Source organism: Longimicrobium sp., from assembly GCF_036388275.1.
In the GTDB taxonomy this organism is placed as follows: domain Bacteria; phylum Gemmatimonadota; class Gemmatimonadetes; order Longimicrobiales; family Longimicrobiaceae; genus Longimicrobium.
In genome coordinates this window covers 1-26,124 of record NZ_DASVSF010000058.1, presented here as the reverse complement: position 1 = coordinate 26,124, position 26,124 = coordinate 1, and the positions used below count along the sequence as shown (strand labels likewise).

Below are 26,124 nucleotides of genomic sequence, written 5' to 3'. Positions count from 1 at the left end.
TGACATGCGCATCTTCCAGAACGCCAATTTCCCCATCATGCAGGTGCGCCGCCGCGCCTACATCATCACGGCGGCGCTGTTCCTGGCCAGCATCGGCGCGATGCTGCTCAACGTCCAGCAGATCGGGTCGTGGCTCAACTACGGCGTGGACTTCCGCGGCGGCACCCTGGTGCACCTGAAGTTCAAGCAGCCGGTGGAGATCGACCAGATCCGCGCCGCAGCACGCGGCGCCGGGCACGAGGGGTGGGAGATCAGCCAATTCGGCGGCCCTCGCGAGGTGGTGATCCGCAAGGAGTTCGCGGCCGAGGTGGGCCGCACGGCCGCGCAGGACGTGCAGCAGGCGCTGGCCTCGAAGTTCCCGGCCAACTCCTACGAGGTGTCGCGCACGGAGTCGGTGGGCCCCAAGGTGGGCGACGAGCTGCAGTACCGGGCGCTGATCGCCATCCTGGCCTCGTTCCTCGTCACGCTGATCTACCTGGCCTTTCGCTTCGAGTGGCGGTTCGGCGTGGCGGCCATCGCAGCGACGGCGCACGACATCATCATCACACTGGGCCTCCTGGCGATCATGCGGTCCGAGGTGTCGCTGGGCACGGTGGCGGCGTTCCTGACGATCGTGGGCTACTCGCTGAACGACACCATCGTGGTGTTCGACCGCATCCGCGAGAGCCTGGCCAAGCCGCGCCACGGCATGAGCTACATGGAGCTGCTGAACCGGGCGATCAACGAGACGCTGCCCCGCACGGTGCTCACGGCGTCGGGTACGCTGGTGACCCTGGTGTCGCTGTTCCTGTTCGGCGGCCCGGTGATCCGCGACTTCGCCCTGGTGCTGATCCTGGGCATCGCCATCGGTACGTTCTCGTCCATCTTCGTGGCGTCGCCGGTGCTGTACTTCATCGAGCAGAAGTGGCCGCACCAGCCCACCAAGAAGGCGCAGGCCGCCGCTTCGCACAGCAACCGGCCGCGGGCGCGCACCGCCGTCTGACGACGTAGCGGGAGGGTTGAACGAGGCGAGCCGCCGTGGTCTTTCACGGCGGCTCGCCTTTTTCCGTACGGGGGATGTAGATTCGCCACTCCGGCTCGCCGTCCACACCAGACCACGCCTCCCGATGATCCTCGCCATCGACCAGGGCACCACCGGCTCCACCTGCCTGATCCTCGACGCTGACGGCCAGGTGCGCGGGCGCGCATACAGCGAGTTCACCCAGCACTTTCCGCGACCCGGCTGGGTGGAGCACGACGCGGGCGAGATCTGGGAGGTCACGCGGCGGGTGGCGCGGGTGGCGGCCGAGCACGCCGGCATCGGCCTGGAGGGGCTGAGCGGCATCGGCATCACCAACCAGCGCGAAACCATCGTCCTGTGGGACCGCAAAACCGGGCAGCCGGTGCACCGCGCGCTGGTGTGGCAGGACGGTCGGACGGCGGACGCCTGCCGCACACTCAAGGAGGCGGGGCACGAGGCGCGGGTGCGCGCGACGACGGGGCTGGTGATCGACCCCTACTTCAGCGCCACCAAGCTGCGCTGGCTGCTGGACAACGTGCCGGACGCACGCCGGCGCGCCGAAGCGGGCGAGCTTGCGGCGGGGACGATCGATTCGTGGCTGGTGTGGAACCTTACCGGCGGGCGCCTGCACCTGACGGACCCCACCAACGCCTCGCGCACCCTGTTGTACGACCTGCAGACGGGCGCCTGGGACCCCGCGATGCTGGACCTGTTCGGCATTCCCGCCGCCGTGCTGCCGGAGATCCGGCCCTCCTCCGAGGTCTACGGCTCCACCTCGGGCGACGCGCTGGGCGCGGAGATCGCCGTGGCGGGGATCGCGGGCGACCAGCAGTCGGCGCTGTACGGGCATGGGTGCTGGGCGCCCGGGGAAGGGAAGAACACCTACGGAACCGGCGCCTTCCTCCTCGTCCACACGGGCGACCGGCCGGTCGCGTCGAAGCATGGCCTGCTGACCACCGCCGCCTGTGGGCCGCGTGGCGAGCGGGCGTACGCGCTGGAGGGCTCCATCTTCATCGCCGGCGCCGCCGTGCAGTGGCTGCGCGATGGGCTGGGCATCCTGGGAGAGGCGGGGGAGACGGAGGCGCTGGCCCGCTCGCTGGAAACGAACGACGGCGTGTACTTCGTCCCGGCGTTCACCGGGCTTGGCGCGCCGCACTGGGAGCCGGGGGCGCGCGGGACCATCGTGGGGCTCACGCGCGGGAGCACGCGCGCGCACCTGGCGCGCGCGGCGCTGGAGGCCATGGCGTACTCCACGCTCGACGTGGCCGCGGCCATGGAGGGCGACGCGGGGGTACGCCTTCCCGAGCTGCGCGTGGACGGCGGTGCCACCGCCAACGACTGGCTGATGCAGTTCCAGGCCGACGTGCTGGGCACCCCCGTCCGCCGCCCGGCCATGGTGGAGATGACGGCGCGCGGCGCCGCCGGCCTCGCGGGCCTGGCGACCGGGGTCTGGGCCACGCCGGAAGACTTCCACGCCGCGCGCCCGGAGGAGTCCGTCTTTACGCCCGCCGTCGACGAGTCCGCACGGGCGGCCCTGCTGGCCGGCTGGCGCCGTGCCCTGAGCGCCGCCCGTGCCTGGGCCGCGGACGAGGGTCGGTGATCGGCCTTAGACTTAGAGAGCGAGCTGGATGCGGAGGGCGGCCTCAACGCGTTTCAGGTCCGTATCGGACAGGCTCCCGGCCTTGTCGCGGATGCGCTCCTTCGCGGCTGTCGTGATCTGGGTGGCCATGGCTTTCCGCAAACCACCGTTCAGCTTCACGATGGTTTCACCGGGGTGAACCCGCCGTACCTGGGTGGTCAGCGGGACAACCTGTACTCGGTTCAACAGCCGGTTCGCCCGGTTTCGACTCACGATTACGGCAGGACGGCGCTTCTGCATCTCTCCGCCTAATCCGTCGAAGTCCGTCCACCAAACCTCACCGCGATTCATCGGCTACGTCCCCGAGCGGTTCCTCGTCCCAGTCTCCGTAATTCGGATCAGCTGCTTCGGCGGCGGCCAACGCGGCGTAGCCAGCTTCCAACTCGTCCTCGTCAATCAGGTGAGGCCGGACAAGCTCCTCGATGAAGCGGCTGATCTTGCGGGTGCCGACTACCCGGTGCAGCCCTTCGTATACGTCGTCATCCAGGGTGATGGTGAGTTTTCTCGGCATCTTCCCGCTCCGTGAAGGTGGCTGCGCGTAGGAATGTACGCGCGGCCTCGACCGAAGTGGAAGTGCGGCGCCGCGCTCCCGCGGTCGCGCGCCGTGCTGGGTTGTCGGCTCGCCAGCGTGTGACAGGATGTTCCTGAGCAACCCCCGCTGCCGTGCGATGCACGACCGGCGCTTGGGCCTGCGCGACCACTCCAGTTCTTCGGGGCGGATCGGCCACTTCGTCATCACGGCCTCGATGGCGGCACGAATCTGTTCGTCGGTGAACCGACTCGGCCCTGCGTTCATCCCGGTCCGCCACGGCTTCCTCTGTCCACGCATGGGTTCCTCCTTCGAAAGAGTGCAGAGTGAACGAACGGTAATGCGGTCGCGGGCTCCTGTCCAGAGCGTGACGAACCGCCGTCGCACCTGAGGCGGAGCGGGATCGCGCCGATTGGGACGCGGGCGGGAACGCAGTGCAAAACGAGCGGCCCGGGAGGGATCCCGGGCCGCTCATTCGTACTTCGATCTATGCCATCAGCGCGTGGGTTTGTCCGCGCGCATCGGGAAGGGGAAGGGTGCTCGCGTTCACTCCGCCAGGCGGATCGCGACGGCGCGGCCGCGGCGCTGGGGCTCGTAGTCGGTCAGCACCTCGGCAACGCGCTCCAGCGTGGTGGGGTCGCTGATGTCGCCGATGATGATGGCGTTGGCGCCCAGCTTGGCGGCGCGCTTGCGCATCGCCCGGATCAGGTCGGTTTCGTCGGTCCAGCCGGCGTCGCTCTTGGCCGTGACCAGGGCGATGCGCTCGTACTCGGAGGGGACGTCGCGCTCCCGCAGGAAGACGCGGACTTCCGCGGGGTTCAGCTCGGGATAGGTGCCGCTGCCGCCCAGGAGCACGGCGCTGGTGGTGGTGCAGGCAGAAAACAGGATTGCGGCAATCAGGCTCAGGAGTGCGGCTCGGATCTTCATGGCGAACTCTCGGATCATCGAAGTCGAAAACGGACTGGCATCTGCCGGACTCAGAAGGCAAACGCTTCTCCATCGTGGTCCGAAATCGCAAGTGGATGATCCGCAACCGGATGCCTGTTTTCGTGGCGCACGATGCCGGGCGCGGGTGTCCTCCCGATCGGACATCTCGTCGGGTGGAGCGGAGACGCCCGCCCGCTCAAACCCCTTGCTGCGGTCCGTTTGCCCTGCGATAGTGTGCCCTGCGGGCGCTTGCCCGTTTTGCACCAGGCTACCGGTGCACCCTCCTGCCATCCAGCCCCCTCCATACCCACCGTGAACAAGACGATCGCAAGCGCGTTCGCCGCCGCCGCCCTGCTGGCCGGCGCCAGTTCCGCCTCGGCCCAGGAGGCGTATTCCATCCGCGGCCCAAGCCTTGGCGCGCACGTGAACTTCAGCGCCATCCAGAGCGACGAGGGCGAGGGGAGCAGCGCCGAGAGGGGCATCGGGGGCGGCCTGAAGTTGGGCTTCGGCGTAACGGACCACATCACCATCTTCCTGCGGGGCGACGTCGCGAGCGTGGCGTACGAGGAAGACGTGGAGGAGATGGGCGCCGACTCGTACACCCTCACCAACATCGACCTGGGTGGACGGTATTCCTTCGCTTCCGGGGCGAACGCGGCGTTGATGCCGTACGTGGAACTGGGGCTCAGCGGCACCTCGATCGTCGACGAGCTGACGATCGAAGGCGAAACCTACGACGTCTCGTATTCCGGTGGCGGACTGCTCCTCGGGTTCGGACTGGAGTACTTCGTGAATCGCAACGTGGCGGTGGATGGCGGCCTGATGCTGGGCAAGGGCCGGCTGACGAACTTCGAGTTCGAAGGCGAACCGTTCGATGACGCGGAAGACCTCGACTACACCACTGTGCGGATGAACCTGGGCCTCGTCTTTCGCCTGTAGTTTCACGGCGTGCCACGAACGAGACGGGGCCGGCTGCCATCTGGCAGCCGGCCCCCGGGTCCGTCAGGAACGCAAGGCGGGGTCAGGCCGGAACGGGCTCCGGCGTGGCGAGGGCGTCCTGGAACTCGCCGAAGTCGGGCTCCGGCTGGTCGGCGTACACGGGGTTGGATAGGTACCGCTCGCCGAAGTCGCAGATCACCGAGACGATCAGCTTGCCTTCCATCTCCGGCCGGGCCGCGATCTGCAGCGCCGCCCAGGTGATGGAGCCCGACGAGATGCCGGCGAAGATCGCCTCTTCGCGCGCCAGCCGCCGGGCCGTGGCGATGGCGTCGTCGTTGGTCACCTGCACGACCTCGTCGAAGATCTGCATGTCGAGGTTGCCGGGGATGAAGCCGGCCCCGATCCCCTGCTGCTTGTGGGGCGAGGGCTGCCCGCCAGAGATCACCGGGCTCTCGGCCGGCTCCACCACCACGATGCGAACGCCGGGCTTGCGCTCGCGCAGGTAGCGGCCGACACCCGTGGCGGTGCCGCCGGTGCCGACGCCCGCCACGAACACGTCCACCTGCCCCTGGGTGTCTTCCCAGATCTCAGGCCCGGTGGTGCGGTAGTGGATGGCCGGGTTGGCGGGGTTGTCGAACTGCCGGGGCGTCCACGCCCGCCCGCCCAGCTTGCCCGCGATCTCCTCGGCGCGGGCGATGGCGCCCTTCATCCCCTTGGGCCCCTCGGTCAGCACCACCTTGCATCCCAGCGCGCGGAGCATGTTGCGGCGCTCCACCGTCATCGTCTCCGGCATGGTGAAGATGCAGCGGAAGCCGCGCGCCACCGCCGCGTACGCCACCCCGATCCCCGTGTTGCCGCTGGTGGGCTCCACCACCACCATCCCGGGCTTGAGGATGCCGCGCTCGATGGCGTCGTCCACCATGGCCGCGCCGATGCGGTCCTTGACGCTGTTGAAGGGATTGTAGCCCTCGTGCTTCACCACGATGCGTCCGGGAAGCCCCGCCGCGATGCGGTTGAGCTGGATCAGCGGGGTGCCGCCGAGCGTTTCCGTGATGTCCCCATAGATCTTGCCGCGTACCATGCCGTCTCCCTGGAAAGTTGGCCGCCCACCGCCGCGCGTCTGACGACGGGCCGATGGCGCCGATACACGATGGCGCGGACCCGGTTCCGCGCGGGATTCAGACCGGCAAGAGAGGGCGGTGAGGACCGGGCGGCGGCTCCACCCGGATGGCGTCGCCAAGGCGCACCTCGCCGCCCGCAATTACGATGGCCATGATCCCGGCCTTGCGCACCAGCTCACCGTTCTCGTCCCGGTCCAGGCACGCCGCCGTCAACCCCGCCTGAAAGCGGTCCAGCTGCACGCACGGATTGCGCAGCCCGGTCACCTCCACCACGGCGGACTCGCCCAGGTGCAGCCGCGTGCCGGTGGAGAGCGCCAGCAGGTCGATGCCCCGCGTGGTGACGTTCTCGCCGATGTCGCCGGGTTCGACGGAAAAGCCGGCGGTGCGAAGCTCGTCGTGCAGCTCGGCGTGCACCAGGTGCACCTGCCGCAGGTTGGGCCGCGTGGGATCTGCCCGCACGCGCGAGCGGTGCTTGACGGTCACCCCCATGTGCGCGTCGCCATCCACGCCCAGCCCCTCCAGCAGGTGGATGGATTCCACGTTCTGCTTGCTGAAGGTGTGCCGGGCGGAACGGCTGACCGCTACGACAGCCATGCTCACGGCGCGTCGGCGGCGCGGAAGAAGCACGCGATGGTGTAGCGCACGCCGTGGGTGACGGGCGTCACCTCGTGCGTGGTTTCCGAGCGAAAGGCCACGAGGGTCCCGGGGTCTGCCGGGGCTTCCACGCGCCGGTCGGGATCCGTGCGGTGGTCCCCGTGCAGCACCAGCGGGCCGCCGCCGTACGCGCCTTCGCACGGCTCGTCGGAGCGCTCGTTGAGGAAGATCACGGTAGACACGCGGCGGAAGCGCGAAGCGTCGTGCACGAGCGGCGTGTTGCCGTCCTGGTGGGGGACGAAGAAGTCGCCCTCCTCGTAGCGCAGGAACTGCGGGTCCTCACAGTCGCCCAGCGCGACGCCAAAGCGGGCCGCCAGCACGTCCCTGGCGTCCATCAGCCACTCCTTCACCCGCTCCCGCGTTTCCGTGGAGACGGCGAGCCGCGTCGTCTTGCGGACGTTCGGCTGCACGCGGCCGGCCATGTCCTGGCTCAGCACGGTGGCGGCGGCGCCCGGTATGGCGCGCAGTTCGGCGAGAAGCTCTTCACGTTCGTCGTCGAGCACGAAGCCCGGGATTTCGAGCAGGTCGATCATCGGTGCGATGGAGAGGAGATGGGAAAGATGTCGAGAGAGCCGCGCATCAGGCGCGGTCCATCGTACGCGGCGGAAGGGTCAGGCCCACGACGACGTCGGAGAACGATCCGGCGTACACGGAGCCGTCCCCGGCCGCGGGGGAGGAGAGGAGGTGCCCCGTCGGCAAACGGTGACGCGCCACGATGCGCCCGTCGTCCGCGGCCAGCACCCACAGGCTGCCATCCACCGAGCCGATGCTGACGAGCCCGTCCGCCACCGCCGGGCTGGAATCGTAGATGGTGCTGCCGGTGGCCGCCACCCAGACCTCGCGCCCGTCCGCGGCCGAGATGCAGCGCACCTCGCCCCGGTCGCCCAGGCACCCGACGTAGATGCGGCCGTCCACCAGGGCGGGGGACGAGTAGCCCACCTTGTCGCCCGGCGAGGTGTACGTCCAGCGCGTGGCGCCTGTGGCGGCGTCGAAGGCGTGGAGCACGTTGCCGTTGGCCGGGATGTACACGGTTCCGCCGCCCACCGCAGGTCCGCCGATGGCCGGCGAGTACGCGAACGAGCGGTCCGTCCCCGGCTGGCGCCAGGCGAGTGCTCCCGTCGCCGCGTCCAGCGCGTACACGTGCTTGTCCCACGCGCCGATGAAGAAGCGCTCGCCATCCGTGCCCGCGGGGCTCTGCGCGAACGCCGACGGGCTGGGGGGCAGCGCGAAGGTCCATCGCACCGCGCCATCCGCCAGGTTCAGCCCGTACACGTTGCCGTCGCCGGACGCGATGGCCGCCACCCCCTTCGCGACGGCGGCGGACGCGTACACCGGCCCGCCCGTGCGCCGCGCCCACAGCCTGCGCCCGTCGCGTACGCGGAAGGCGTACACCTGCCCGTCCGCGCTCCCCACGATCACGCGTCCATCCGCCAGCACGGGGGACGAGTGGCAGTAGCCGTCCGTCTGCGCCTTCCACCGCGGCGCTCCGTCCGCGGCGCGCAGGGCGTTCACCGACCCATCCATCGCGCTCACGTACAGCGTTCCGTCCGCCACCAGCAGGTGCGACATTACCCCGCCCGTCAGCCGCCGCTCCCAGCGCCGCTCCAGCTCGGGGACCACGGGTGCGGGCACCGCAGCAACCGGCCGAGCCGCCGCGGCGCCGATGTTCAGGCCCACGGGGTAGACCGGCCGCTTGTCGCGCGAGGCGGCCAGCGGAACGGTGGCGATCAGCCGGGGGTCCGGCTGCTCGGTCGTCCGCCGCGCGAGCCGGACCTCGGCCGCGAGCGCATCCACGTCCACGCGCTGGTACGAGCCCTGGTACAGCCCCTTGTTCATCGTCGACGCGATGCCGTTCCACTCCCACAGCAGGTCCGAGTGGCCGTGGCCGTTGAACACCAGCTTCACGTTGTACGGCTCGATCGCCCGGTACAGCGCGTCCTCGTTGTCCACCATCACCGGCGCGCGCCCCACCCAGTGATGGGTGAACAGCAGCACCGGCGTGATGCGACCCACGCGGCGCAGGTCCGCCTCCAGCCAGCGGAGCTGGGCCGTCTCGTAGTGCCCGTAGTGCGAAAGGGGAACGGTGCTGTCCAGCAGGACGAAGTGGACGCCGGCGTGGTCGAACGAGCGGAACGGCGCGCCCACGCGCTCGCGGAAGATCTGCAGCCCGCGCGGCGCCCAGCGCACGTCGTGGTTGCCGGGAACGTGGTGCACGGGAAAGCCGATCCCCGCCAGCACCTGGTCGTAGCCGTCGTACTCGCCCGCCCAGCCGTAGTCGGTCACGTCGCCGCCGTTGATGGCGAGCGCCGGACGCATCCGCTCCGCCATCTCTACCACCAGCGACCGGCACGCGTCCAGGTTGCGCCCCTCCAGCCCCAGGTGGGTGTCGCTGAAGAAGGCGAACGTGAACGAGCGCGGGTCCGGCAGCCAGCGCAGCGCGGGCGACAGGCCCGAGGCGACGCCCAGCTTCAGCAGGTCGCGGCGGGTGATGGATGGAATCATGGGAGCGGAGCGACGGTTCCCGGGATGCGCTGAACGACGGGAGGGGTCTGCCCAACCTCAGGCGGGAGGCCGCCGTGCGCAAGAGCTGGACGTGGATATGACCCCACCTCGACAGTCCGAGCGCGGCAGCGGTCACTGTCATGCAGAGGGGAGGGGTACACTTCAGGGTTGGGTGCGTCGTCGGATCGAGCGCGGGACCACGCCCCGTCCAGGCGGTTGAAACCGCGTCTGGAACGTCACGAAGTCCGCCTGCGCGGACTGCCACACACGGTCGAGTGCGCCAAACCAGCCGAAGCGCGATCTGTCATCCTGAGGCCCAGGCGTGCCGGACCAGCCCACCCGCAGGACTTCGCGGGCCGAAGGATCTAGCGGCGGACACGTACAAGCCCGGGCGCGGCAGCGGTCACCGAAGCCGAGGCCTCGGCTGCCGTGGGGCCCTCACCCGGCCGCGCTGACACGCGTGCCACCCTCTCCCACAAACAGCGTGGGCGAGGGGGTACACACCAAAGCCGAGTCGTGGGTGGGCAGGTCCGGTGCTCGGGCCGGCGCCCCCCATCCCCAGCCCATCCCCCGCAAACAGCGCGGGGGAAGGGAGCCAGTCGAGTGCGCCAAGCCAGCCGAAGCGCACTTCAGGTCTCCCCCTCCCCTGCGCAGCGGGGGACGGGGGCCGGGGGGAGGGGGCTTCCAAGGCATGCATCGGCAGCCCGTCGAACCCCACTCGACGTTCTCCCCTCTCCCGGCGCAGTTTACCGGGGGAGGGGCGGGGGAGGGGCCTCCCTGGGCCCGCATCCGCAGTCCTCGAAGCGCCCAAACCTCTTGGCGCGCAATCCGCGCCTCGCCTTGCCTACCGCGCGCTGCGGGCGAGCAGGGCCGCCAGCGCGCTCTCGTCGAACCACCGCCCGCGGGCCATCACCCCGGAGATCGACTGGGTGTTCCTGATGTCGTCAAGCGGGTTCGACGAAAGCAGTAGCAAGTCCGCGCGCCTCCCCACTTCCACCGTGCCGAAGTCGTCCTTGCCGAGGTACGCCGCGGCGTTGCGCGTGCCGGCCGACAGCGCTTCGTAGGGCGATAGCCCCAGCTCCACCAGGTTCTGCAGCTCGTAATGCACCGAGAAGCCGGGCACCGCGCCGGCGACGGGCGCGTCGGTGCCCACCAGCAGAGGCACGCCTTCCCGGTGCATGGCGTGCAGCAGAAGCCGCTGGTAGTGCAGCCCGGCCCGCAGGTGATGAAGCCGCCGGGGGTGCGAGAAGATCAGGGACCGCTCGTTCTTTTCGCGGATCCACGCCGCGTTGTACAGCGTGGCGGGGATGTACCGCACCTCGGGACGCGCAAGCTCACGGTCCAGGTCTTCCGCGTGAGCGATCATGGCGAGGTAGGTGACGAACGTCGGCGTTACGTACGTCCCCGCCTGCGCCGTGATGCGCGCGAAGTACGAGATGACGGCGGTATCCAGCTTCGCGTCCTGCGCGGCCAGGGTGTCTGAGCTGCGGAAACCGAAGTACTGGTACAGGAACTCCTCCATGTGCACGATCCCGCGCTGGCCCGAGCCCAGCGTGGCCTCCAGCCCCGCCGGGCGCACCACGTGACCCACGACGGGCATTCCCAATTGGTGCGCGCGCAGCGTGATGCCGCGGTATCCATCCACCGAGAGGCGGTTGTAGACCTTCATCAGGTCGTACCCCGCGGCGTGGTCCTGCTCCACCCGCCGCATCCCGCCCTCGCGGGTCATCGCCGAGTCGTTGGCCTGGGCGCGGGCGATGTACAGCGTGGGTCCGGGGCGATGGCCGGCGTTGATGGCGGCGCGCAGCTGGAGCCGGGCCGAATCGCCCGGTAGCCCCATCCCGCCGAGTTCGATGGCCGTGGTGACGCCCTTCGCCAGGAGCACGGCGGCGACCACGGTGTCGATGTCCAGCCGGTTGCTCAGGTGGATGTGCGCATCCACCAGCCCCGGCATCAGGTATCGGCCGCGCCCGTCGATCACCCGCGCCCCCGCCGGCACCGCCGTGCGCCCCGCGCGCCCGATCGCATGGATGCGCTCCCCGCGGACGATCACCGTCATGTCGCCCAGCACGGTGTCGCTCGTCATCGGGATGACGTTCACGTGCGTGATGGCGATCACGTCTCCGCTCGCGGGGGGCGCGGACGCGGGGTGCGGGCTGCGCGAGCACGCGGCGAGGAAGATGAGCAGGATAAAGCACTTCACGCGGGGCCTCTCGGTGGGGTGGGGGAGGGTGTCGCGTGGTTGGACACGGGTGGGGCGGCAAAGGTTTGATCCTGCGCCGGGCCAGATGCCGAACACTACTGGTCGGGAGGGCGCGTGTGTGGTGCATCAGATTCGCGGGAACGTGGACGGATGATGGCGCCAGAAACGCGAGAGGCGGCCCCGGAATGTTCCGAAGCCGCCTCTCGTGATGGTGTTCCGGCGCTGACGCGTCAGCGGCGCGCGACGAAGGCCCGGGCGGCTGCCACCTCCGGCCGGTCCGGGTCGGCCTTGGCCATCAGCGCCAGCAGCTGGCGGTAGTAGTCCGCGGCCGCGTCGCCCTCTCCCGCAGCCTGCGCGGCGCGCGCGGCGCCGTACAGGGCGCGCGCCCGGTTGGGCTCGCGGCGCAGCGTCTCGCGGTACGCCGCCAGTGCGTCCGCCGGGCGGCCGACTTCCAGCAGGAGGTCGGCCTGCAGCTCGCGCGCGGGGAGCAGCGGGCCCGGCATCACCGGGTGCTTCTCCACCGTTTCCTCCAGCTCCGCCGCCTGCCGCGCCAACTGGAGCGCGCGGTCGCGGTCGCCGCTGGCGTGGGCGATCCAGGCCTCGGCGGCCAGGCGCTGCGCCCCGACGGCCGTGGCCCAGTACGATTCTCCCGCCGCCGTGAGGCTGTCGGCAAGCACGGCGAGCGCCCCTACCGATGCCGCCGCGTCGCCGGGCACGCCGGACCGCGCCGCGCCGATCCCGCGGGCGAACAGCCGGATGGCCCGCACGTACGCCGGCGCCGACGCGGGCACCGCCAGCTGCGCGGCCTCCATCCACCGACCGCGCTCCAGCGCCAGCCGCGCCTGCATTGCGCTGAAGTTGTAGCTGGTGATTCCGGCGCCGTAGAACCGGTCGGGGTTCTGCACCGCGCGCTCCACCACCCGTGCGGCCTCGCGGTCGCGGCCCTGCTGGAGGTACGCGTACACCAGGTAGTCCATCGGATGGACGGCCGCGTTGCTGTCGGGCTCGGCGGCGGCGGAGCGGCGGTTGGTTTCGATGGACTCGTCCCAGTAGCCCAGTCGCGTGAAGATGTGCGAGGGCATGTGCAGCGCGTGCGGCGCGTCCGGGGCCACGCCGGCGTACCGCCGCGCCGCGTCCAGCGCCCGCTGCGCGATCGGCGGGGCGTCGAACGCGTGGATGGTGTAGTGGGCGAGCCCCGGGTGGTCCGGCCGTGCGCGGAGGAGCGGCTCCAGGATGGCGGCGGCCTCGAGCTGCTTGGTGTACTGCAGGTCCGTAAGCGGGGCGTTGGCGATGAAGGCGCGCGCCAGGAAGATCGCGGCTTCCTCGTCCTCCGGGTGTGCCTGGTTGAGGCTGCGCATGGCCGCCTCGTGCGCCAGGAGCCGGGCGCGGAACGGCGTCGCCTGGTGATCGGCGTACAGCGCCAGGGCGGCGCGCGCATACATCTGCTCGCGGTGCGTCGCGCCGGCGGCGAGCTCGGTCGCTCGCTGGGCGGCCTCCAGTCCCCTGGCCAGGTTCGCGGGCGAGGGCTGGATCGCGGTGAACAGGTTGCCCAGCAGGGTCATTGCCGTGCCCCAGTGCGGCATGGGGCACTGCGCGTCGGCAGCGGCGGCCTGCTGGAACTCGCGCTCCGCCGCATCGAACCAGAACGAGTGCAGCATCGCCACGCCGCGCTCGAAGTGCGCCTGGGCCGGCGGCGCGCACGACGTGGGAAACTCCACCTTTCCGATGCCGCTGGCGTGCGCGGCATGCGCGTGGTCCTGTGCCGCGGCGGGAATCGCGATGAAGAGCGCAACCGCGGCTGCGGCGAGCGAGGTGGTGCGGGAACGGCGGGCCATGGCGGCCTCCTTGTCGGCGGGGAACCTTCGATGCGCCCGCACGATAGCCGGTCTGGCACGGGAAGGAAAGCTTTTCGGCAACTGCTCCCGCCGCAGCTGCCGATCGCGAGATCCGACGGGAGGCGACGATCATCCACCGCCCATGCAGCCGTTCCGAGCGGCGCGACGCATCGCTGGTGTGGACCTCGAACTCGCCGAAGCCGGCCCCGCGCGTCAGGGAAAGGAGGACGGGCAGCGGCTGAATGGAGTTGCGCGGTCGAAGGTCAGGCGTGCGATACGATCCGGAATCATTTTGCTTCCACTCGTGTGAAGATCAACCTTCCATGCGGGTCGGAGTTGCTGTCGGTGTCCGACACGTCGGAGTAGCTGAGGACGATGCGAGCCGGCCTGTCCGACTGGATGTCGCCGAGCGCCAGCCCTACCTCACGCTCCTCGTTTTCGTACAACCAGATCAGACGCCGGCCATGCAGCACGCCTTCCACCGTATGAAAGGAGATCGACAGCGGCGTGCGTGGACTCTCGACGTCACCCGTGATGTCGAATCTCGAGTCTTTGCCGCGCTGGCGAATGGTGGCCGTACCCATCCACTTTTGCCCATCACTTTGCAGCAGTTCAACGCGATATTCGCCTGCAAGCTCGATCTCCGTGCTGTCTTCCTGTTGTCGCGTGCGCTCATAGGCGTGCGAAGTGAGCCAGAAAACGAGCACGAAGCCGGCAAGAGCGCCGCCGTACTTGATCGTTCCCCCCATGAGCTCCGACTGGCCTTCCGCGTGCGACTCCAGCCATCTGAATACGACGAAAGTGACCAGCAGGCTGATGACCGCGAGGATGACGACTTCGACAAAGCTCTGTGACATGGGCGGGCTCTGGTCGCAAGATGGGGCAGGACAGGCGGGCGGACCTGACGCGGGCGGCTGATGTGGGATCGGACGAACGTAGTGGCCGAAGGGACGCAGCACCAGCAGTCACCGCGGGGGCGCGGATCTGGAGAACGTGGAGCTCGAATCCCCTTGGCGGGGCGCAGGAAGGATGTTGCCCGCGAGTGCCTGAAGGTCTGCCGGACGCGAGCTCGTCGAGCATCACACGGCGTGGATGCCGAGGTACCGCTGGCACAAACGCGTGCGGCTCCCGATGCGCGTCGCGCACCGGGAGCCGATTCGGTCGTGATCGTGTGCCCGGCCGCCCGAGGGCGACGGCGGGATCCTGCTACGGCGCCGCGCTGGAGGCGGAGAGCGCGCGCAGCGTGCCGGGTTGCTGCCGGTTCGCGGCTGCCGTGCCGCTGCTGGCGGCTGCGCCGACCTTCTCGATGGCAATGAGGGTGTGCACGGCCACGGGATAGTTTTCCTTGTACTGGTTGGCCTCCCAGTTGGGGATGTACGCATGGAGCCCGCGGGAATAGCCGATGCTGTGGAACTTCGTCGAGACGACCAGCGTATCGCCCCGCTTGAGTTCCAGCGAATCGATGGTGGCCTGCAGGCCTCCCGGCATCCCGATTACGATGCGGTCGATGTTCGACGAGTCCGCGCGCTCCAGGAACTGCAGCCTGTCCAGATAGTAGTGCTGCGGCACGCCGTTGATCACCATTTCCGTCGCACGGAGGATCACGCGTTCGTCCGCCAGCGGCTGCGAAGACGGGTCCGGTCCTTCGTACGGGTCGAAGATGGTGTCCAGCAGTGCATCGCAGGCGGTCAGCCCGACGACGACGAGCAGTAGCGCCAGGGCGCGCGAAGCGTGGGTGAGCAGCGTCATGCGCGGTACCTTCTCCTATCGATTTGCGGATGGCGGTTGAAGACAGTCTCTCTCGTCACCGACGCACGGAGCCTTCGGCGGGCCGTTCCTCGTTCCGCGGATTGTACACCGCGTCTTTCCCGCGGTTTCCGGCAGGGAAGAACACGCGCTTTCACCGCCGCGGGGCGGCCGATTGGGCGCGTAGCGGGCGGGGAACATAGATCGGAAGGCGCACGGGGACAACGCAGCGGGCCGCCCGCACCCACGGCCCGTTCGTCAGCCCAGCGCGTCGTGGCCGATGCGCGTCTCACGGCCCGGCCTCCCACTACGTCGACAGCTTGTCAGGGCAACGGATTCCCGCAATGGGAACACGTCTTCGGCGGCGCGGCGTTCTGCACCGCCTCTACCAGGCCTGAGCCGAGGATGGCGGTGGGCAGCGCGAACAGGCCGACGCCCAGCAGCGCCAAGAAACCTCCCGCCAAACGTCCGGGCACGGTCACCGGATACACGTCTCCATAACCCACGGTGGTGAGCGTGGCGACGGCCCACCACATGCTCGCGGGGATGCTGGAGAACTTCTCCGGCTGCGCCTCGTGCTCCACGAAGTACATGACCGACGAGGCCACGACGAGCAGCACGGACGTAAGCGCCACGGCCATCACCAGCTCCTCGCGCTTGGCGTGCACCGCGCGCCGCAGCACGTTCAGCGCGGCCAGGTACCTGCCCGCCTTGAGCACGCATGCCAGCCGGAACAGCCTCAGGGCCCGCAGCACACGCATGTCCGTGGCGCCGAAGGTCGCCAGGAGCGGCACGATCACCAGCAGGTCCACGAGCGACAGGGGCCGCACGGCCCAGCGCAGCCGACCGCGCACCCCGCCGCGCGAGCGCGGATCCTCCACGCACGACCACAGCCGGGCAGCGTACTCTGCCGCGAACACCACCAGCGACACCCCCTCGAACACGGCGAATGCAGCCCCGAACCTCTCCTCGATCGAGCGGACGGACTCCAGGACCATCGCCGTGACGTTGAGCACGATCAGCGCGAGGATGAGCAGGTCGAACCGCCGGCTGGCTGCGTCTCCGGCGCGCGTGGCCTCGACGATCTCCCACACGCGGCGCCGCACGGCCATCCGCGTGGGCGAAGACGCCGGGGTGCCCCGCACAGCCGCAGGCGTCACCCCGGCGGGCGGCTGGCGTGCCCGGGTGATGTTCAGGGGCATTCCGGCAGGCCCAAGAGGTTGCTCGGCCCGCTGCTATCCGCCTGCGTCTGAAGGAGCTTGTGGCCATCCTTGTTGATGCACGTGATCTCGTGGGCCATGCCACCTTTCAGCTTGGTGAAGCGGGAACCAACATCCTGCAATGCTTCACCAGTCGGACGGCGTGGCCAGATTTCTCGTGCGGAGCGCGGCTAGGGAGTGGACCTGTACTCGAATCCCGGGTAGACGAACGCCGGCTCGATTACCGCGCAATCCCGTTCGCTGCCGCCCTGGCCCAGCACCTCCGCGTGCCAGGAGCGGGCAACGATCTCCTTCATCTCGTCGATGATGCCGTTCGCCTCCTCGGGGTTCAGGCCGAACCGCGGCGACTGCGAAACGAGGTTTTCCCGGCTCGCGACACGGCCCAGGCGCCCGCACTCCATTGCCAGCCTGCGCTCTTCCATGCCCTGCCGCGAGTTGGGCGTCAGGTCGTACGCCGGGGCGAGCCGCCAATCCCGGCCAGGAGCGATCAGCGCGTGATTGCGGGGATGGTCGTCGACGTTGCAGATCAGCGCGTTGAACACCATGCGGCGGAACAGCTCGGCCCTGTCGTGGCGGGGCCGCCCGGACCACCGCTGCAGCTCGTCGGCAAGCAGCACGTACGACCAGTTGCGGCGGTCCGTAGGCGTGTCCTCCGCGTCGAGAACGGTCAGCGCGCTCACCATTCGATGCCGCAAGTAGCTGCGCTCCAGGCTGTCCTCACCGACACGCTCCCGATCGAACCGCTTCACCAGCAGCACGAAATCGTCCCCCACGCGCTCCACCCGGGTTTCGGGCACGCGAATGCCGCAGCGGGTCGCCAGGCTGAGCATCGCCGCCTCTACCGGGGCGTTGTTCCACCGGTCGCCTCGCTGCGGAAACTTGGCTACCCAGAGCCCGTCCTCGTCTTCCACCACGTTCTTGGGGCGCGCCCCGCCCAGTGAACTGCCGGGATCCAGCAGATCCAGGATCTGTGAGGGAACGGGCTCACCCGGGCGATCCTCTTCTAGCAGTTTGGCCGCCCGGCGCAGTTCCTCGAGTTGAAGGACGCGGTTGAACTCGCGGACGGGTGCAGGTGGAACGCGGCCGTGACCGAACGAGAGCGCGCCCGCCCCGTCCTGGGGAGATTCGAGCAGGAAATCGACCTCGTCCAGGTGGCGACCGACGATCCGGTCGATTACGCGGCGTCCCCACGCGTCGGGGGCGGCATCGCGCAACGCGCCGAAAACGCCGTTCAGCTTCGCAGTCTCGTAGACGGTGGGTGCGATCGGGAGGTGAACGGGGTCGAGCGGCACGGCGTCGGGACGAGCGCGGTAGCTGCGGCCGTAGACGAACCGCCCGACGTTGCGCCCGTCGCGTGTCGTTTCACGGGCGAACCGGCCACAGAGGACCGTCTCCGTGCTTCCGGGTATCTGGAGGTAGACGAAGCACTCGCGCGCCGGCGGCATCAGAAGTCGTCGTCCATTGGCGTGGAACGCCGGGCGCGAGCCGGAAGCCGCGCGGCTTCCAAGGTGAGCCCCTCCGCATCCTGCTCCGGTGCCGCAACCTGGGCGACGCCGTCGTGGAGCCCCAGCGCCCAGAGCACGGCCACGTACGCGCCGATCCCCGTGCCCAGTTTTCCCTGCTCGATCCCGACCAGGGTTGCCCGGGTGATCCCAGCTTTGTCGGCCACGTCCTGCTGCCTCCAGCCGCGGCGCAGACGGGCGACCGCGATCTGCCGGCCGAGTTGCTCGACGGTCTGCTCAACCGCCGCGATGGGCGCGTGAGAGTAGGTGATGTGTTGCTTTCGACGCGCCATGTCTCACGTAATTCCTAGTAAGTACTTTATAATGGACATAATACGGCCAAGTGTCAATTATAACATACGGCGAGAAGCGGGTTGGGCAGCGTTCCGTACGCCTGCCAACATCTGACCCTTCGGCAAAGGGCCATGATCGCACCGCTTCGTCTCTCCAGTTCGTCCCTTGATGCAGTATAGGGGCAGCGTTCCGTGTGGCCGCCGCAACGCGCCGGGAGGCGCGCTGGACGGGACATCCCTTTGGGCCGGCGAGGCGCCATGTCCGTCAGATCGCGCCCCACGCCGCGGCGAGAATGAGGTTGTTGCGGGCCATTCGCACGTCGAACCGCTCGGGATCGTAGTGGGCCGCCCAGAGGCGGTACTCCCGGTGCTGAGGGTGATCGGGATCCCCACGCGCTCGGAGCATCTCCGCGTATCCCTCGGGGCCGCCGCAGTCCTCGGGCGGCCCGGCGCGCTCCCCGCCAAAGAGCACGGGGAGCGCCGGATCGCCGTCCACGGGCGTGTAGATGTACACGCCCTTCACCTCGATCTCGTGCACCCAACTGTTGCCGAGGTCGTACGTGTACGTGAACCGCGCCCCGGTGCCGAGGGCCAGGTCTCGCAGGTGGATGGCGGTGGAGTCTTCGTCCTCCGCCTTGTTCCGCGGCTCCTCGAACCGCCGGTCTCCCACTTCGAACGTGTAGAGATGGTAGTTCAGCCAGCCGAACACGAACTGGATCACTCGGTGCAGCTGGTGCAGCGTGTATGCGTCTGGTACGCGCACGTACCGCCAGATCGGCGGCTCGATCTCCGCGACGGTGATGCGCAATTCCATCAGCCGCGGTTTCGGCTTTCGGCCGCGGCGGGCGGGGGAGGGTGACGGGTTCGGCTGTGGCATAGCGCACAAAGTACACGGCGGGCGCGCCGTCTGCACGCCCCCCGTCACGCGGAAGCCCTCAAGATTGCCGCCGCCGCACGGCGTTCGGCGCGTTAGCGGCTGGCCGGGAGGTGATCCGCGATGAAGGCATTGAACCGCCTCTCGCGATCCACGCGGAACGGCCGGGCGGCAATCTCGGGCGGCGAGCGGCGGAACGCCTCCTTCTCCTCCACGCTGAAGTCGCTCCCGCGGATGGTCCGCGCGAAAAACGGAAGGGTCACCTGGTCGCCCGGCTGCAGGAGGAGCACGTCGGTGGAGTATTGGCTGCCGGTGTGGGAGGCGAAACCGGCTTCCTGGTGGTACTCGCGGATGCGCTCGTGCTCCAGCAGCACCGTGACCGGCGTGCCGCGCGCAACGATCACCACCGGCACGGCGACGCCCCCGACGGAAAGCTCCAGTGCGCCCGGGGCGCCCGCCTCGAAGACGGCATGCACCTCCACCGTCTCACCCAGGCTTCGGTGCGGCATCGCTTGGAGGCGCGCGCCCAGGTAGCGCAGGTGCGGCGCGGCGGGATTGGGCGTCGTGGCCGCGCGCTCGTCCTCCGGCGCCGGGTCGGTGAGCCGCTGCCACGCACCGGCGTCTCCTCGGCGCCTTGCTTCGAAGACGTGCCCGCCAAGCGGTCCTTTGCCGTCTCCGGCCACCACGGGAATCACGATCAGGTCGCCCAGGCAGGCGGTACGCCCCTCCGCCCGCCGTGCGCACCCAGCCTCGCCCACGGAGAAGCCGGTGGTGTGCTCCACGTGCGTATAGAGTGGATCCTGCGGCCGCACACGGTCGCGGTACTCGTGGACGTAGCGGAGATCGTAGTCGCCGCTCCGGAGCGGGCGAACGTGCGCCAGCCAGAAGATGCCCCCGCGTTCCCGGAGGCCGGAGTGCAACTCGGTGCGGACGATCGTGAAGTCGCTGCCCAGCGCGGCGGCGAGACTCTGCCGAAGGTGCGCGGTGTCGGGGGGCGGCGCGTTGGCCGGCTGGGCGCCCGCGGGGCGGCTCAGCGCGAGCGAGAAGCAGAGTACGGTACCGCGGAGAAGGCCCTGCATGGTGCCTCTGGCGTCCGGGGTTCGCCTGCGGAAGGGCCCGCATGGAGTCTGCGGCCGGCGCTCGTCTACCCGGCCAACCCCGCCGGGTTTCCGCGTCAGCGGGTGTCATGCCCACGGGCTCTGCGCCTTCGCGAAACAGCGAGTCGGTGGAGTCGCGAAGGCTGGTGGCGGAACTGGGGCGGCGATCGAACGGTAGCCGCGAGCTCCCCCGGAGGCGTATCTTTCGGCTTCACCACTCTCTCTGGAGGAACACCGGTGCACATCGCCGCTCGACTTTGCTGGGGCGCCGTCACGGCGCTCGTCTCACTCCCCCTGGCGGCGCAGCAGCCGCCTGGGCTGGACGTTCCCTACGTCCCGACGCCGCCCGAGGTGGTCGCGGTGATGCTCTCGCTCGCCAGCCCCACCCGCAGCGACGTGCTGTACGACCTGGGCTCCGGGGATGGGCGCATCGTGATCGAGGCGGCGCGGCGCTTCGGAACTCGCGGGGTGGGGGTGGACCTGAACCCGGTGCGGGTGGAGGAAGCCACCGCCAATGCCCGCAGGGCAGGGGTGCAGGACCGCGTGCGTTTTCGCCAGCAGGATCTATTCGATACCGACCTTCGCCCGGCGAGCATCGTCACCCTGTACCTCCTCCCCCGCGTCAACCTGGAGCTCCGGCCCAAGATGTTCCAGCAGCTGCGCCCCGGCACCCGGGTGGTGTCGCACGCCTTCAACATGGGCGACTGGGAGCCGGACACGACCGTGGCGGTGAGGGTGAACCAGGGAACCGGCCGGGCGATGGTGTACGCCTGGACCATCCCGGCACAGGTGGCGGGGCGGTGGACGCTCACCACCCCGGAGGGACGCCGGATTTCGCTGCAGCTCCGGCAACGCTACCAACGCTTCACCGGCCCGGGAGGAGTGAGCGGACGGCTGGTGGGGGAGCGGATCGACTTCACCCTTACCGAACGGGTGAACGGGAGGACGGTGACTCGGCGCTTCTCCGGCCGGGTCACAGGCGACGGGATGAGCGGGAGGGTTGCCGGTGGGGGAGCGTGGAGGGCCGTGAAGGTGCCGCCTGGCACTCCGCGGTGAGTCGACCAGCCACGAGCAGGCATTACGTCAGTCCGGGGACGATCCGCGAGGGCTGACAACGACGATCATGCCGGCCTCGGCTCGGCCAACGCCACCTACGTCGAGCCCATCACCTCGTCAGCGGCGGCGGGAACTTATCGGGCGGCCCGGCGTTACAGGCGCCGCTCGCGGCTGTTCGTCCGCGTTCTCCATCTCCCGGGAGGCTCCGAATGCTACACGTTCATCCGCCCAGGATTCATCGCTCCGCCCTCGCCTTGTGCCTTTCCATTCCGGCCGTGCTGAGCGGCGCGGCATGTGTGGAGGCACAGGAGCTGTTCATCGGCGCCGTGGTCTACGAGACCAGTGCGGGCGGCTCCAACAAGGACGGCGCGGAGACGTTCACCGCGCTGGGTCCACGGCGCGAGTCTGTCACCTGGGGTTCGGGGGGCCGGATCCGCTTGGAGACGGAGGGCGGAATGTGGGAGGGCGTCATCGTGGCTCGCATGGCCGACAGCGCATACTTTCACCTGGACGCGGAGTCGCGAACCGCCACGCCCGTACGGCTGCGGAGCCTGAACCGCGAAGACCAAGAGGCGGATGTGCTCCAGATGATGGGGCAGATGTTCGCGCCCGCCGTGCTGGAGCGCACGGAACTGACCGCGACGTACGCCGGCCAGGCCTGCCGCATGTATACCGTGCGGAGCAGCCTCATGCTGCGCCGCGGCGCCACCGGCCGCGCCTGCGTCGCCGAGCACATCCAGGTGCGCCCCAGTCGCTACGGCTTCGAGTGGAACGACCGCGCCAACCAGCAGCCCGCCGCCCTCCCGCTGCAGTTCGACATTCGCGAAGGGCTGCCGCTGATGGTGGAGGTGAACGAGGAGGGCACCCTCGTCACCTACACGGCCGTTTCCGTGACGCCCGGCGAGCCGGACGACGCACTCTTCTCCGTGCCCCACGGCTACACGATCGCGGATTCGGACGGGTAAGCAGGGGGCGCGCGAAGGACCCGGACGGAAAGAAAGAGGGACGCGGGGGCTGTGTGCTGGTCACCTCACCGCGTCCCGAAGTATCGGTCTTCCAAGTGCTCGGTTTTGCAGTCGCCGATCTTCAGGACGTGCCACCGCCATTTTCCGTCTTCGTCGGGGAACTCCGAGGCGACGTACATCAGCCCGTAGCTGCCGGGCCATTCCGCCGCAATCCACTCGAAGATGTCGAGAACGAAGGGCTGGCTGTGGTTGCGCAGCCCCGACGCGGCCACCATCCGCGCATTGAGGTTCGTGAAGTTGAACGACTCCCGCGCACCGTCCTCCAGAGCATCGATCCGGGTCCTCAGTTCCTCGCTCAGCAGCATCTCCGCTTCCCGGTCCCCGAAATCGGGCAGCGCCGCCCAGCAGTGGTACTCGAACATCGATCCGGTGTGCAGTCGGTAGAGGAGATGTATGCCCGCAGAAGCCAGCTACAGCTGTGGAGGCGACCAGGACACAGACCCGCTCGCCCCGCCCGGCCTTCTGCAACAACCTACGGACGAACCGACGGTCGCGCACGCGTACACGGCGAATCATCGATGCCGAAGCGCACCAACCTGCAGAGCATCTTCACCCTGAGTTGTTGGCTCACGGTAGAGTGGGAGGCGGACGAACTGTCCCACGCCTTCCCATGGGCACGTGGGAGCCGGCCACCGCCGTGCAGGTGAGGGTGAACCAGCGCACCGGCCGGGCGATGGTGTACGCCTGGACCATCCCGGCTCAGGTGGCGGGGCGATGGACGCTCACCACCCCGGAGGGATGCCGGGTTGTGCTGCAGCTTAGGCAGCGCTTCCAACGCTTCACCGGGCCGGGGGGAGTGAGCGGACGGCTGGTGGGGGAGCGGATCGACTTCACCCTGACGGAACGGGGTAAACGGGAGGCCGGTGACCCGCCGCTACTCCGGCCGGGTCACCGGCGACGGGATGAGCGGGACGGTCGCCGGCGGGGGCGCGTGGAGTGCCGTGAAGGTACCGCCTGGCGCTTCGCGGTGAGCGAAGAGTCCACGGGAGGCGCGAAGTTGCTCCGGGAACTCCGCGACGGCCCGACAGCTGTTAGGCCGACGGACAAGTGAACCACGGGCACCTGCATCGCATACGTCCGCGCCGGCTCGCCGCACCGCAGACGGGCCGGCGCTCGCGCCACCGACCGTAGCGACGATGCCTAAGGCGCACCGACCTGCAGAGCATCCTCATCCTGACTTCGGGTCATGTCAGCGATCCAGCCGCCGCTACGACTGGCCCGACTTGGCCGACACCCGATGATACTGTCAGCACTCAAGGCGCTGATTACTTGCGTGCGGGAGCGGTCGACGCTCTCGATGCTTTCGAAAGCGAATGTCCATCGAGTAAGCTACAAGCGCTCGGGTAATAATAATACTAAGGTCTACGGGGTTGTTCGATTTCCCGCTGAGCCTCAAAAGGCAGACTGATGCCGATCTGCGCAAGTTCTTGAGCAACTTGGTTCCTGACCTGTTTCGCGTTCTCGAAAGCTGCTCGGAGAGCCGGCGAGACAAGTTCCGCAGCCGACGGAGTGGCTGGTAGCACTGTCAGAACGGTAAACAACCTCGATTGCCCCATGCGAGCCGCCGCCGCCCTGGCCGAAGCGTCTGCAGGCGCAGGTGCACGCTCCGATACAATGCCAAACACTCCAGCTACAAACCCGCCCGCGCCGGATACCCACCGCCTTGTGTCTTCAGCACTGAGGGCTTGACCACCAGTCGCCGAAAAGGCAAACAAAGCCGCTCCTAGAGCCCATGCGCCTTTCGATTTTGAACGTCGTTGCGCGACTTGATCCCACGTCGCGGCCTCAGTCGTAAGATATCTCACATCCGATTCCAGAATTCGCCGAAATTCATTGTACCCCGAGAGAGGTTCTGGCACATCATGCACCGTGATCAGCAATGTCATTCGATCAGGAACATCTTGATACGGGTCCGCGACAGTTGCCATGACAGCATGAACACGCGTTCCACCTGGTGCAGATACGAAATCTCGCGGCGGAGTCCACTGAATCAGACCGGTGGTCGCGCCAATGTTTCCGCTTCCAGGTAACGCGGTTAGGACGTCAAATCGAAGAGAATCGTTGTTTGGATCACGAGCTGGAAGAGTGACAGTATACACACTGCCTTCCCACGCATCGCCACGTTCTTCTTTGAGAAGGAACGCTGCGGGTAACTGAACCTGTCCAACGAACAGCCTGACTGAGTCCTCGGCCATATACCTACGGTCATCTGAGGCGCGAAAGCGAAGCGAATAGGTCGCGTTCGAACTTGTATTGGCTGTCGTAGGTGTCCATCGAAAAGCATTTCCGTTCCACGAGTGGCCCAGTGGTGGCGCCCCATCAAAATGGATAGAGTATCCGAGTGCATCGCCGTCGGGATCCGTAGCTGATGGTATAATCTGAATCTCCTCACCGATCGTTACACTGCGATCACCCGCTTTTACGAGCTTGGGAGGGTGGTCAGCAGTCGCCACATCGACGATGTAAGTCTCTTCATCTAGAGTACCCGTTGTACGGTCTCTAACCTGTAAAGAGAATGTGACTCGTTGGTTCTCGTGGCGACGCTGAGGAGTCCAGACCACAACCGCTTGCTCATGATTGACTACGGCTCCCCCCGGATTCGGAGAGATTGTCAATTGAAGTTGTTGGACATTCTCGTCCCCTCTTACAACAAACGGAAGAAAAGTCCGTTCACCAACACGGGCTTGGGCCGGAACTCCTTGCGGGTCCAATGTAACCGATTGAGCAACAGCGGGAGCGGTCCCGAAGACGGCAAAGGCGATAGTTATAATGATTTTGTTTGTCATAGCGTGTTGTATCCTCATATTGGTGTGAAAAGATCGTTGTTCCTCCACTACGGCACTGCAGACCGACAATCATGGGGGGGCGGTCTTACGCTGCCTCGTCAAAACCAGCGGCAATGCGAGACCATGTTGGTCGGAGTATCGTTATCGAGGCGCTGAATGATCTCGCCTAACACATATGGAGGAGCACAGGCCACGTGATCGTCGTTGTGAGTCAGATCAGCGGCATGAGCTGCCTCATGTACGATTGTGTTTGCGATTGATGCAGCACTACGTCCAGGAATGCCCCAGCGATTTATTCTCGCTGGCAGAGTTTCCGTTGACTCCAGCGCAAGACTATCATGTATGTAATGGTAGTACCATGCGCCCGGGCCGTCATGGGTTCCAAGCCGAGCTTCATCCATTTTGGACCGGAGATTAGACACGACTCCCGCAGGAGTGAGATTCACCCAATCTGGGTGTGATCCAATGGACGCCCGGTTCGCTACCATGAACCGTTCTACCTCACTCGCGAATGCATCGGAGTAGACGCGATCGATCGCGATCTGCGCGCCTTGTCGGATAAGGGCTGTATCATTGACCGGGACTTGTAAGGTTCCGCTGCACCTGTTTATGTTGTTCCCGGTTCCGCAACTCTTCTCAATCGTTGTCAACGTGGTCGCACACGCGGTCAGTGTCAGTATTCCACCGACGGAGAGTAGTACGACAACGGAGAGTCGTACGACGGATCGAACGGTTGAGTTTAACATTTCAGCCCTTGAGTGTAGGAGCCCTTAGGTGTCGTGATTGATCGCGCCGAAATAACTACACCAAATTCCTCTCTGCGGAAGGGTTCAAGCGATCCGAAATGGTGGCTTTGCTATCATGGCCTCGTACGTCAAGTAATGCAAGCAAACGTTTGGCTCCGCCCATCAGAGTTGTGCGGTATCGCCACACGTCCCAGACTTAACCAAGCAGCCTTCCTCTTTGACGCATCCTATATTCCCGCCCCGACCGACAGCCCGTCCGGCACTCCGCGCCGGCCTTCCGCGAACGACCCGCGGACGGGCCGGCGCTCGCGCACGCGCACACGACGTAGCGACCGATGCCCAAGCGCACCGACCTGCAGAGCATCCTGATCCTGGGCTCCGGGCCCATCGTCATCGGCCAGGCGGCCGAGTTCGACTACTCGGGCACGCA

The 26,124-nt window shown here is 67.8% G+C and carries 24 protein-coding genes; 6 read left to right on the top strand and 18 right to left on the bottom strand.

Annotated elements, in window-relative coordinates; genetic code table 11:
• Positions 1-4: 4 nt before the first annotated feature.
• Together secF and glpK are read left to right on the top strand one after the other, a co-directional pair.
• The gene (gene secF, locus VF632_RS11885) at positions 5-982 is read left to right on the top strand and encodes a protein translocase subunit SecF (RefSeq protein WP_331023108.1); all 978 of its coding nucleotides are present in this window, start codon (positions 5-7) and stop codon (positions 980-982) included.
• 124 nt (positions 983-1,106) lie between these two features.
• Positions 1,107-2,600, top strand: coding sequence for a glycerol kinase GlpK (gene glpK / locus VF632_RS11880; RefSeq protein ID WP_331023107.1), 1,494 nt, complete (start codon positions 1,107-1,109; stop codon positions 2,598-2,600).
• Between the two features lie 12 nt (positions 2,601-2,612).
• On the opposite strand, the gene VF632_RS11875 is transcribed toward glpK, so the two are convergent.
• From VF632_RS11875 to VF632_RS11865, 3 genes are all read right to left on the bottom strand, one after another.
• A complete protein-coding gene (locus VF632_RS11875) occupies positions 2,613-2,879 on the bottom strand; it encodes a type II toxin-antitoxin system PemK/MazF family toxin (RefSeq protein WP_331023106.1) in 267 nt (88 codons plus the stop codon).
• A 37-nt stretch (positions 2,880-2,916) separates the two neighbouring features.
• Positions 2,917-3,150 (bottom strand): hypothetical protein, encoded by a 234-nt coding sequence (locus tag VF632_RS11870; protein WP_331023105.1) that lies wholly within the window; start codon positions 3,148-3,150, stop codon positions 2,917-2,919.
• A gap of 564 nt (positions 3,151-3,714) precedes the next feature.
• Positions 3,715-4,095, bottom strand: coding sequence for a hypothetical protein (locus VF632_RS11865; RefSeq protein WP_331023104.1), 381 nt, complete (start codon positions 4,093-4,095; stop codon positions 3,715-3,717).
• Between the two features lie 312 nt (positions 4,096-4,407).
• Here VF632_RS11865 and VF632_RS11860 point away from each other — a divergent pair, with 312 nt between their 5' ends.
• Entirely contained in the window at positions 4,408-5,034 is a 627-nt protein-coding gene (locus VF632_RS11860; RefSeq protein ID WP_331023103.1) for an outer membrane beta-barrel protein, read from the top strand.
• A gap of 82 nt (positions 5,035-5,116) precedes the next feature.
• On the opposite strand, the gene cysK is transcribed toward VF632_RS11860, so the two are convergent.
• From cysK to VF632_RS11795, 13 genes are all read right to left on the bottom strand, one after another.
• A complete protein-coding gene (cysK, locus tag VF632_RS11855; protein WP_331023102.1) occupies positions 5,117-6,115 on the bottom strand; it encodes a cysteine synthase A in 999 nt (332 codons plus the stop codon).
• A 97-nt stretch (positions 6,116-6,212) separates the two neighbouring features.
• The gene (locus VF632_RS11850; RefSeq protein ID WP_331023101.1) at positions 6,213-6,749 is read right to left on the bottom strand and encodes an MOSC domain-containing protein; all 537 of its coding nucleotides are present in this window, start codon (positions 6,747-6,749) and stop codon (positions 6,213-6,215) included.
• A gap of 2 nt (positions 6,750-6,751) precedes the next feature.
• Positions 6,752-7,342 (bottom strand): 2OG-Fe(II) oxygenase, encoded by a 591-nt coding sequence (locus tag VF632_RS11845; RefSeq protein ID WP_331023100.1) that lies wholly within the window; start codon positions 7,340-7,342, stop codon positions 6,752-6,754.
• A gap of 46 nt (positions 7,343-7,388) precedes the next feature.
• Positions 7,389-9,311, bottom strand: a complete 1,923-nt coding sequence (locus tag VF632_RS11840; protein ID WP_331023099.1) for a PQQ-binding-like beta-propeller repeat protein — start codon at positions 9,309-9,311, stop codon at positions 7,389-7,391.
• A gap of 844 nt (positions 9,312-10,155) precedes the next feature.
• Positions 10,156-11,514, bottom strand: coding sequence for an amidohydrolase family protein (locus VF632_RS11835; protein ID WP_331023098.1), 1,359 nt, complete (start codon positions 11,512-11,514; stop codon positions 10,156-10,158).
• A gap of 230 nt (positions 11,515-11,744) precedes the next feature.
• Positions 11,745-13,349, bottom strand: a complete 1,605-nt coding sequence (locus tag VF632_RS11830; RefSeq protein ID WP_331023097.1) for a tetratricopeptide repeat protein — start codon at positions 13,347-13,349, stop codon at positions 11,745-11,747.
• Positions 13,350-13,636: 287 nt separating this feature from the next.
• The gene (locus tag VF632_RS11825; RefSeq protein ID WP_331023096.1) at positions 13,637-14,206 is read right to left on the bottom strand and encodes a hypothetical protein; all 570 of its coding nucleotides are present in this window, start codon (positions 14,204-14,206) and stop codon (positions 13,637-13,639) included.
• 349 nt (positions 14,207-14,555) lie between these two features.
• On the bottom strand, positions 14,556-15,098 hold the full coding sequence (locus VF632_RS11820; protein ID WP_331023095.1) for a hypothetical protein: 543 nt from the start codon (positions 15,096-15,098) through the stop codon (positions 14,556-14,558).
• A gap of 320 nt (positions 15,099-15,418) precedes the next feature.
• Positions 15,419-16,297, bottom strand: a complete 879-nt coding sequence (locus tag VF632_RS11815; protein ID WP_331023094.1) for an ion transporter — start codon at positions 16,295-16,297, stop codon at positions 15,419-15,421.
• 188 nt (positions 16,298-16,485) lie between these two features.
• Positions 16,486-17,760: a type II toxin-antitoxin system HipA family toxin gene (locus VF632_RS11810; RefSeq protein WP_331023093.1), complete on the bottom strand. Its 1,275-nt coding sequence runs from the start codon at positions 17,758-17,760 to the stop codon at positions 16,486-16,488.
• Positions 17,760-18,110: a helix-turn-helix transcriptional regulator gene (locus VF632_RS11805; protein WP_331023092.1), complete on the bottom strand. Its 351-nt coding sequence runs from the start codon at positions 18,108-18,110 to the stop codon at positions 17,760-17,762. Before VF632_RS11805 ends, VF632_RS11810 begins: the two co-directional genes overlap by 1 nt.
• Positions 18,111-18,375: 265 nt before the next feature.
• A complete protein-coding gene (locus VF632_RS11800; protein ID WP_331023091.1) occupies positions 18,376-18,924 on the bottom strand; it encodes a plasmid pRiA4b ORF-3 family protein in 549 nt (182 codons plus the stop codon).
• Between the two features lie 155 nt (positions 18,925-19,079).
• Positions 19,080-20,063 carry a hypothetical protein gene (locus tag VF632_RS11795; RefSeq protein ID WP_331023090.1) on the bottom strand — a complete coding sequence of 328 codons (984 nt, stop codon included), beginning with the start codon at positions 20,061-20,063 and terminating at the stop codon, positions 19,080-19,082.
• Positions 20,064-20,318: 255 nt separating this feature from the next.
• On the opposite strand from VF632_RS11795, the gene VF632_RS11790 reads away from it, so the two are divergent.
• Positions 20,319-21,137 (top strand): class I SAM-dependent methyltransferase, encoded by an 819-nt coding sequence (locus VF632_RS11790; RefSeq protein WP_331023089.1) that lies wholly within the window; start codon positions 20,319-20,321, stop codon positions 21,135-21,137.
• A gap of 209 nt (positions 21,138-21,346) precedes the next feature.
• Positions 21,347-22,102 carry a hypothetical protein gene (locus VF632_RS11785; RefSeq protein WP_331023088.1) on the top strand — a complete coding sequence of 252 codons (756 nt, stop codon included), beginning with the start codon at positions 21,347-21,349 and terminating at the stop codon, positions 22,100-22,102.
• A 65-nt stretch (positions 22,103-22,167) separates the two neighbouring features.
• Here VF632_RS11785 and VF632_RS11780 read toward each other — a convergent pair whose 3' ends face one another.
• Positions 22,168-22,524: an Imm7 family immunity protein gene (locus VF632_RS11780; protein ID WP_331023087.1), complete on the bottom strand. Its 357-nt coding sequence runs from the start codon at positions 22,522-22,524 to the stop codon at positions 22,168-22,170.
• A 248-nt stretch (positions 22,525-22,772) separates the two neighbouring features.
• Between VF632_RS11780 and VF632_RS11775 the strand changes: the two genes are divergently transcribed.
• A complete protein-coding gene (locus VF632_RS11775) occupies positions 22,773-23,213 on the top strand; it encodes a hypothetical protein (protein WP_331023086.1) in 441 nt (146 codons plus the stop codon).
• 304 nt (positions 23,214-23,517) lie between these two features.
• Here VF632_RS11775 and VF632_RS11770 read toward each other — a convergent pair whose 3' ends face one another.
• Complete coding sequence (locus VF632_RS11770) at positions 23,518-24,948, bottom strand: hypothetical protein (protein ID WP_331023085.1); 1,431 nt, start codon at positions 24,946-24,948, stop codon at positions 23,518-23,520.
• Between the last annotated feature and the right edge of the window lie 1,176 nt (positions 24,949-26,124).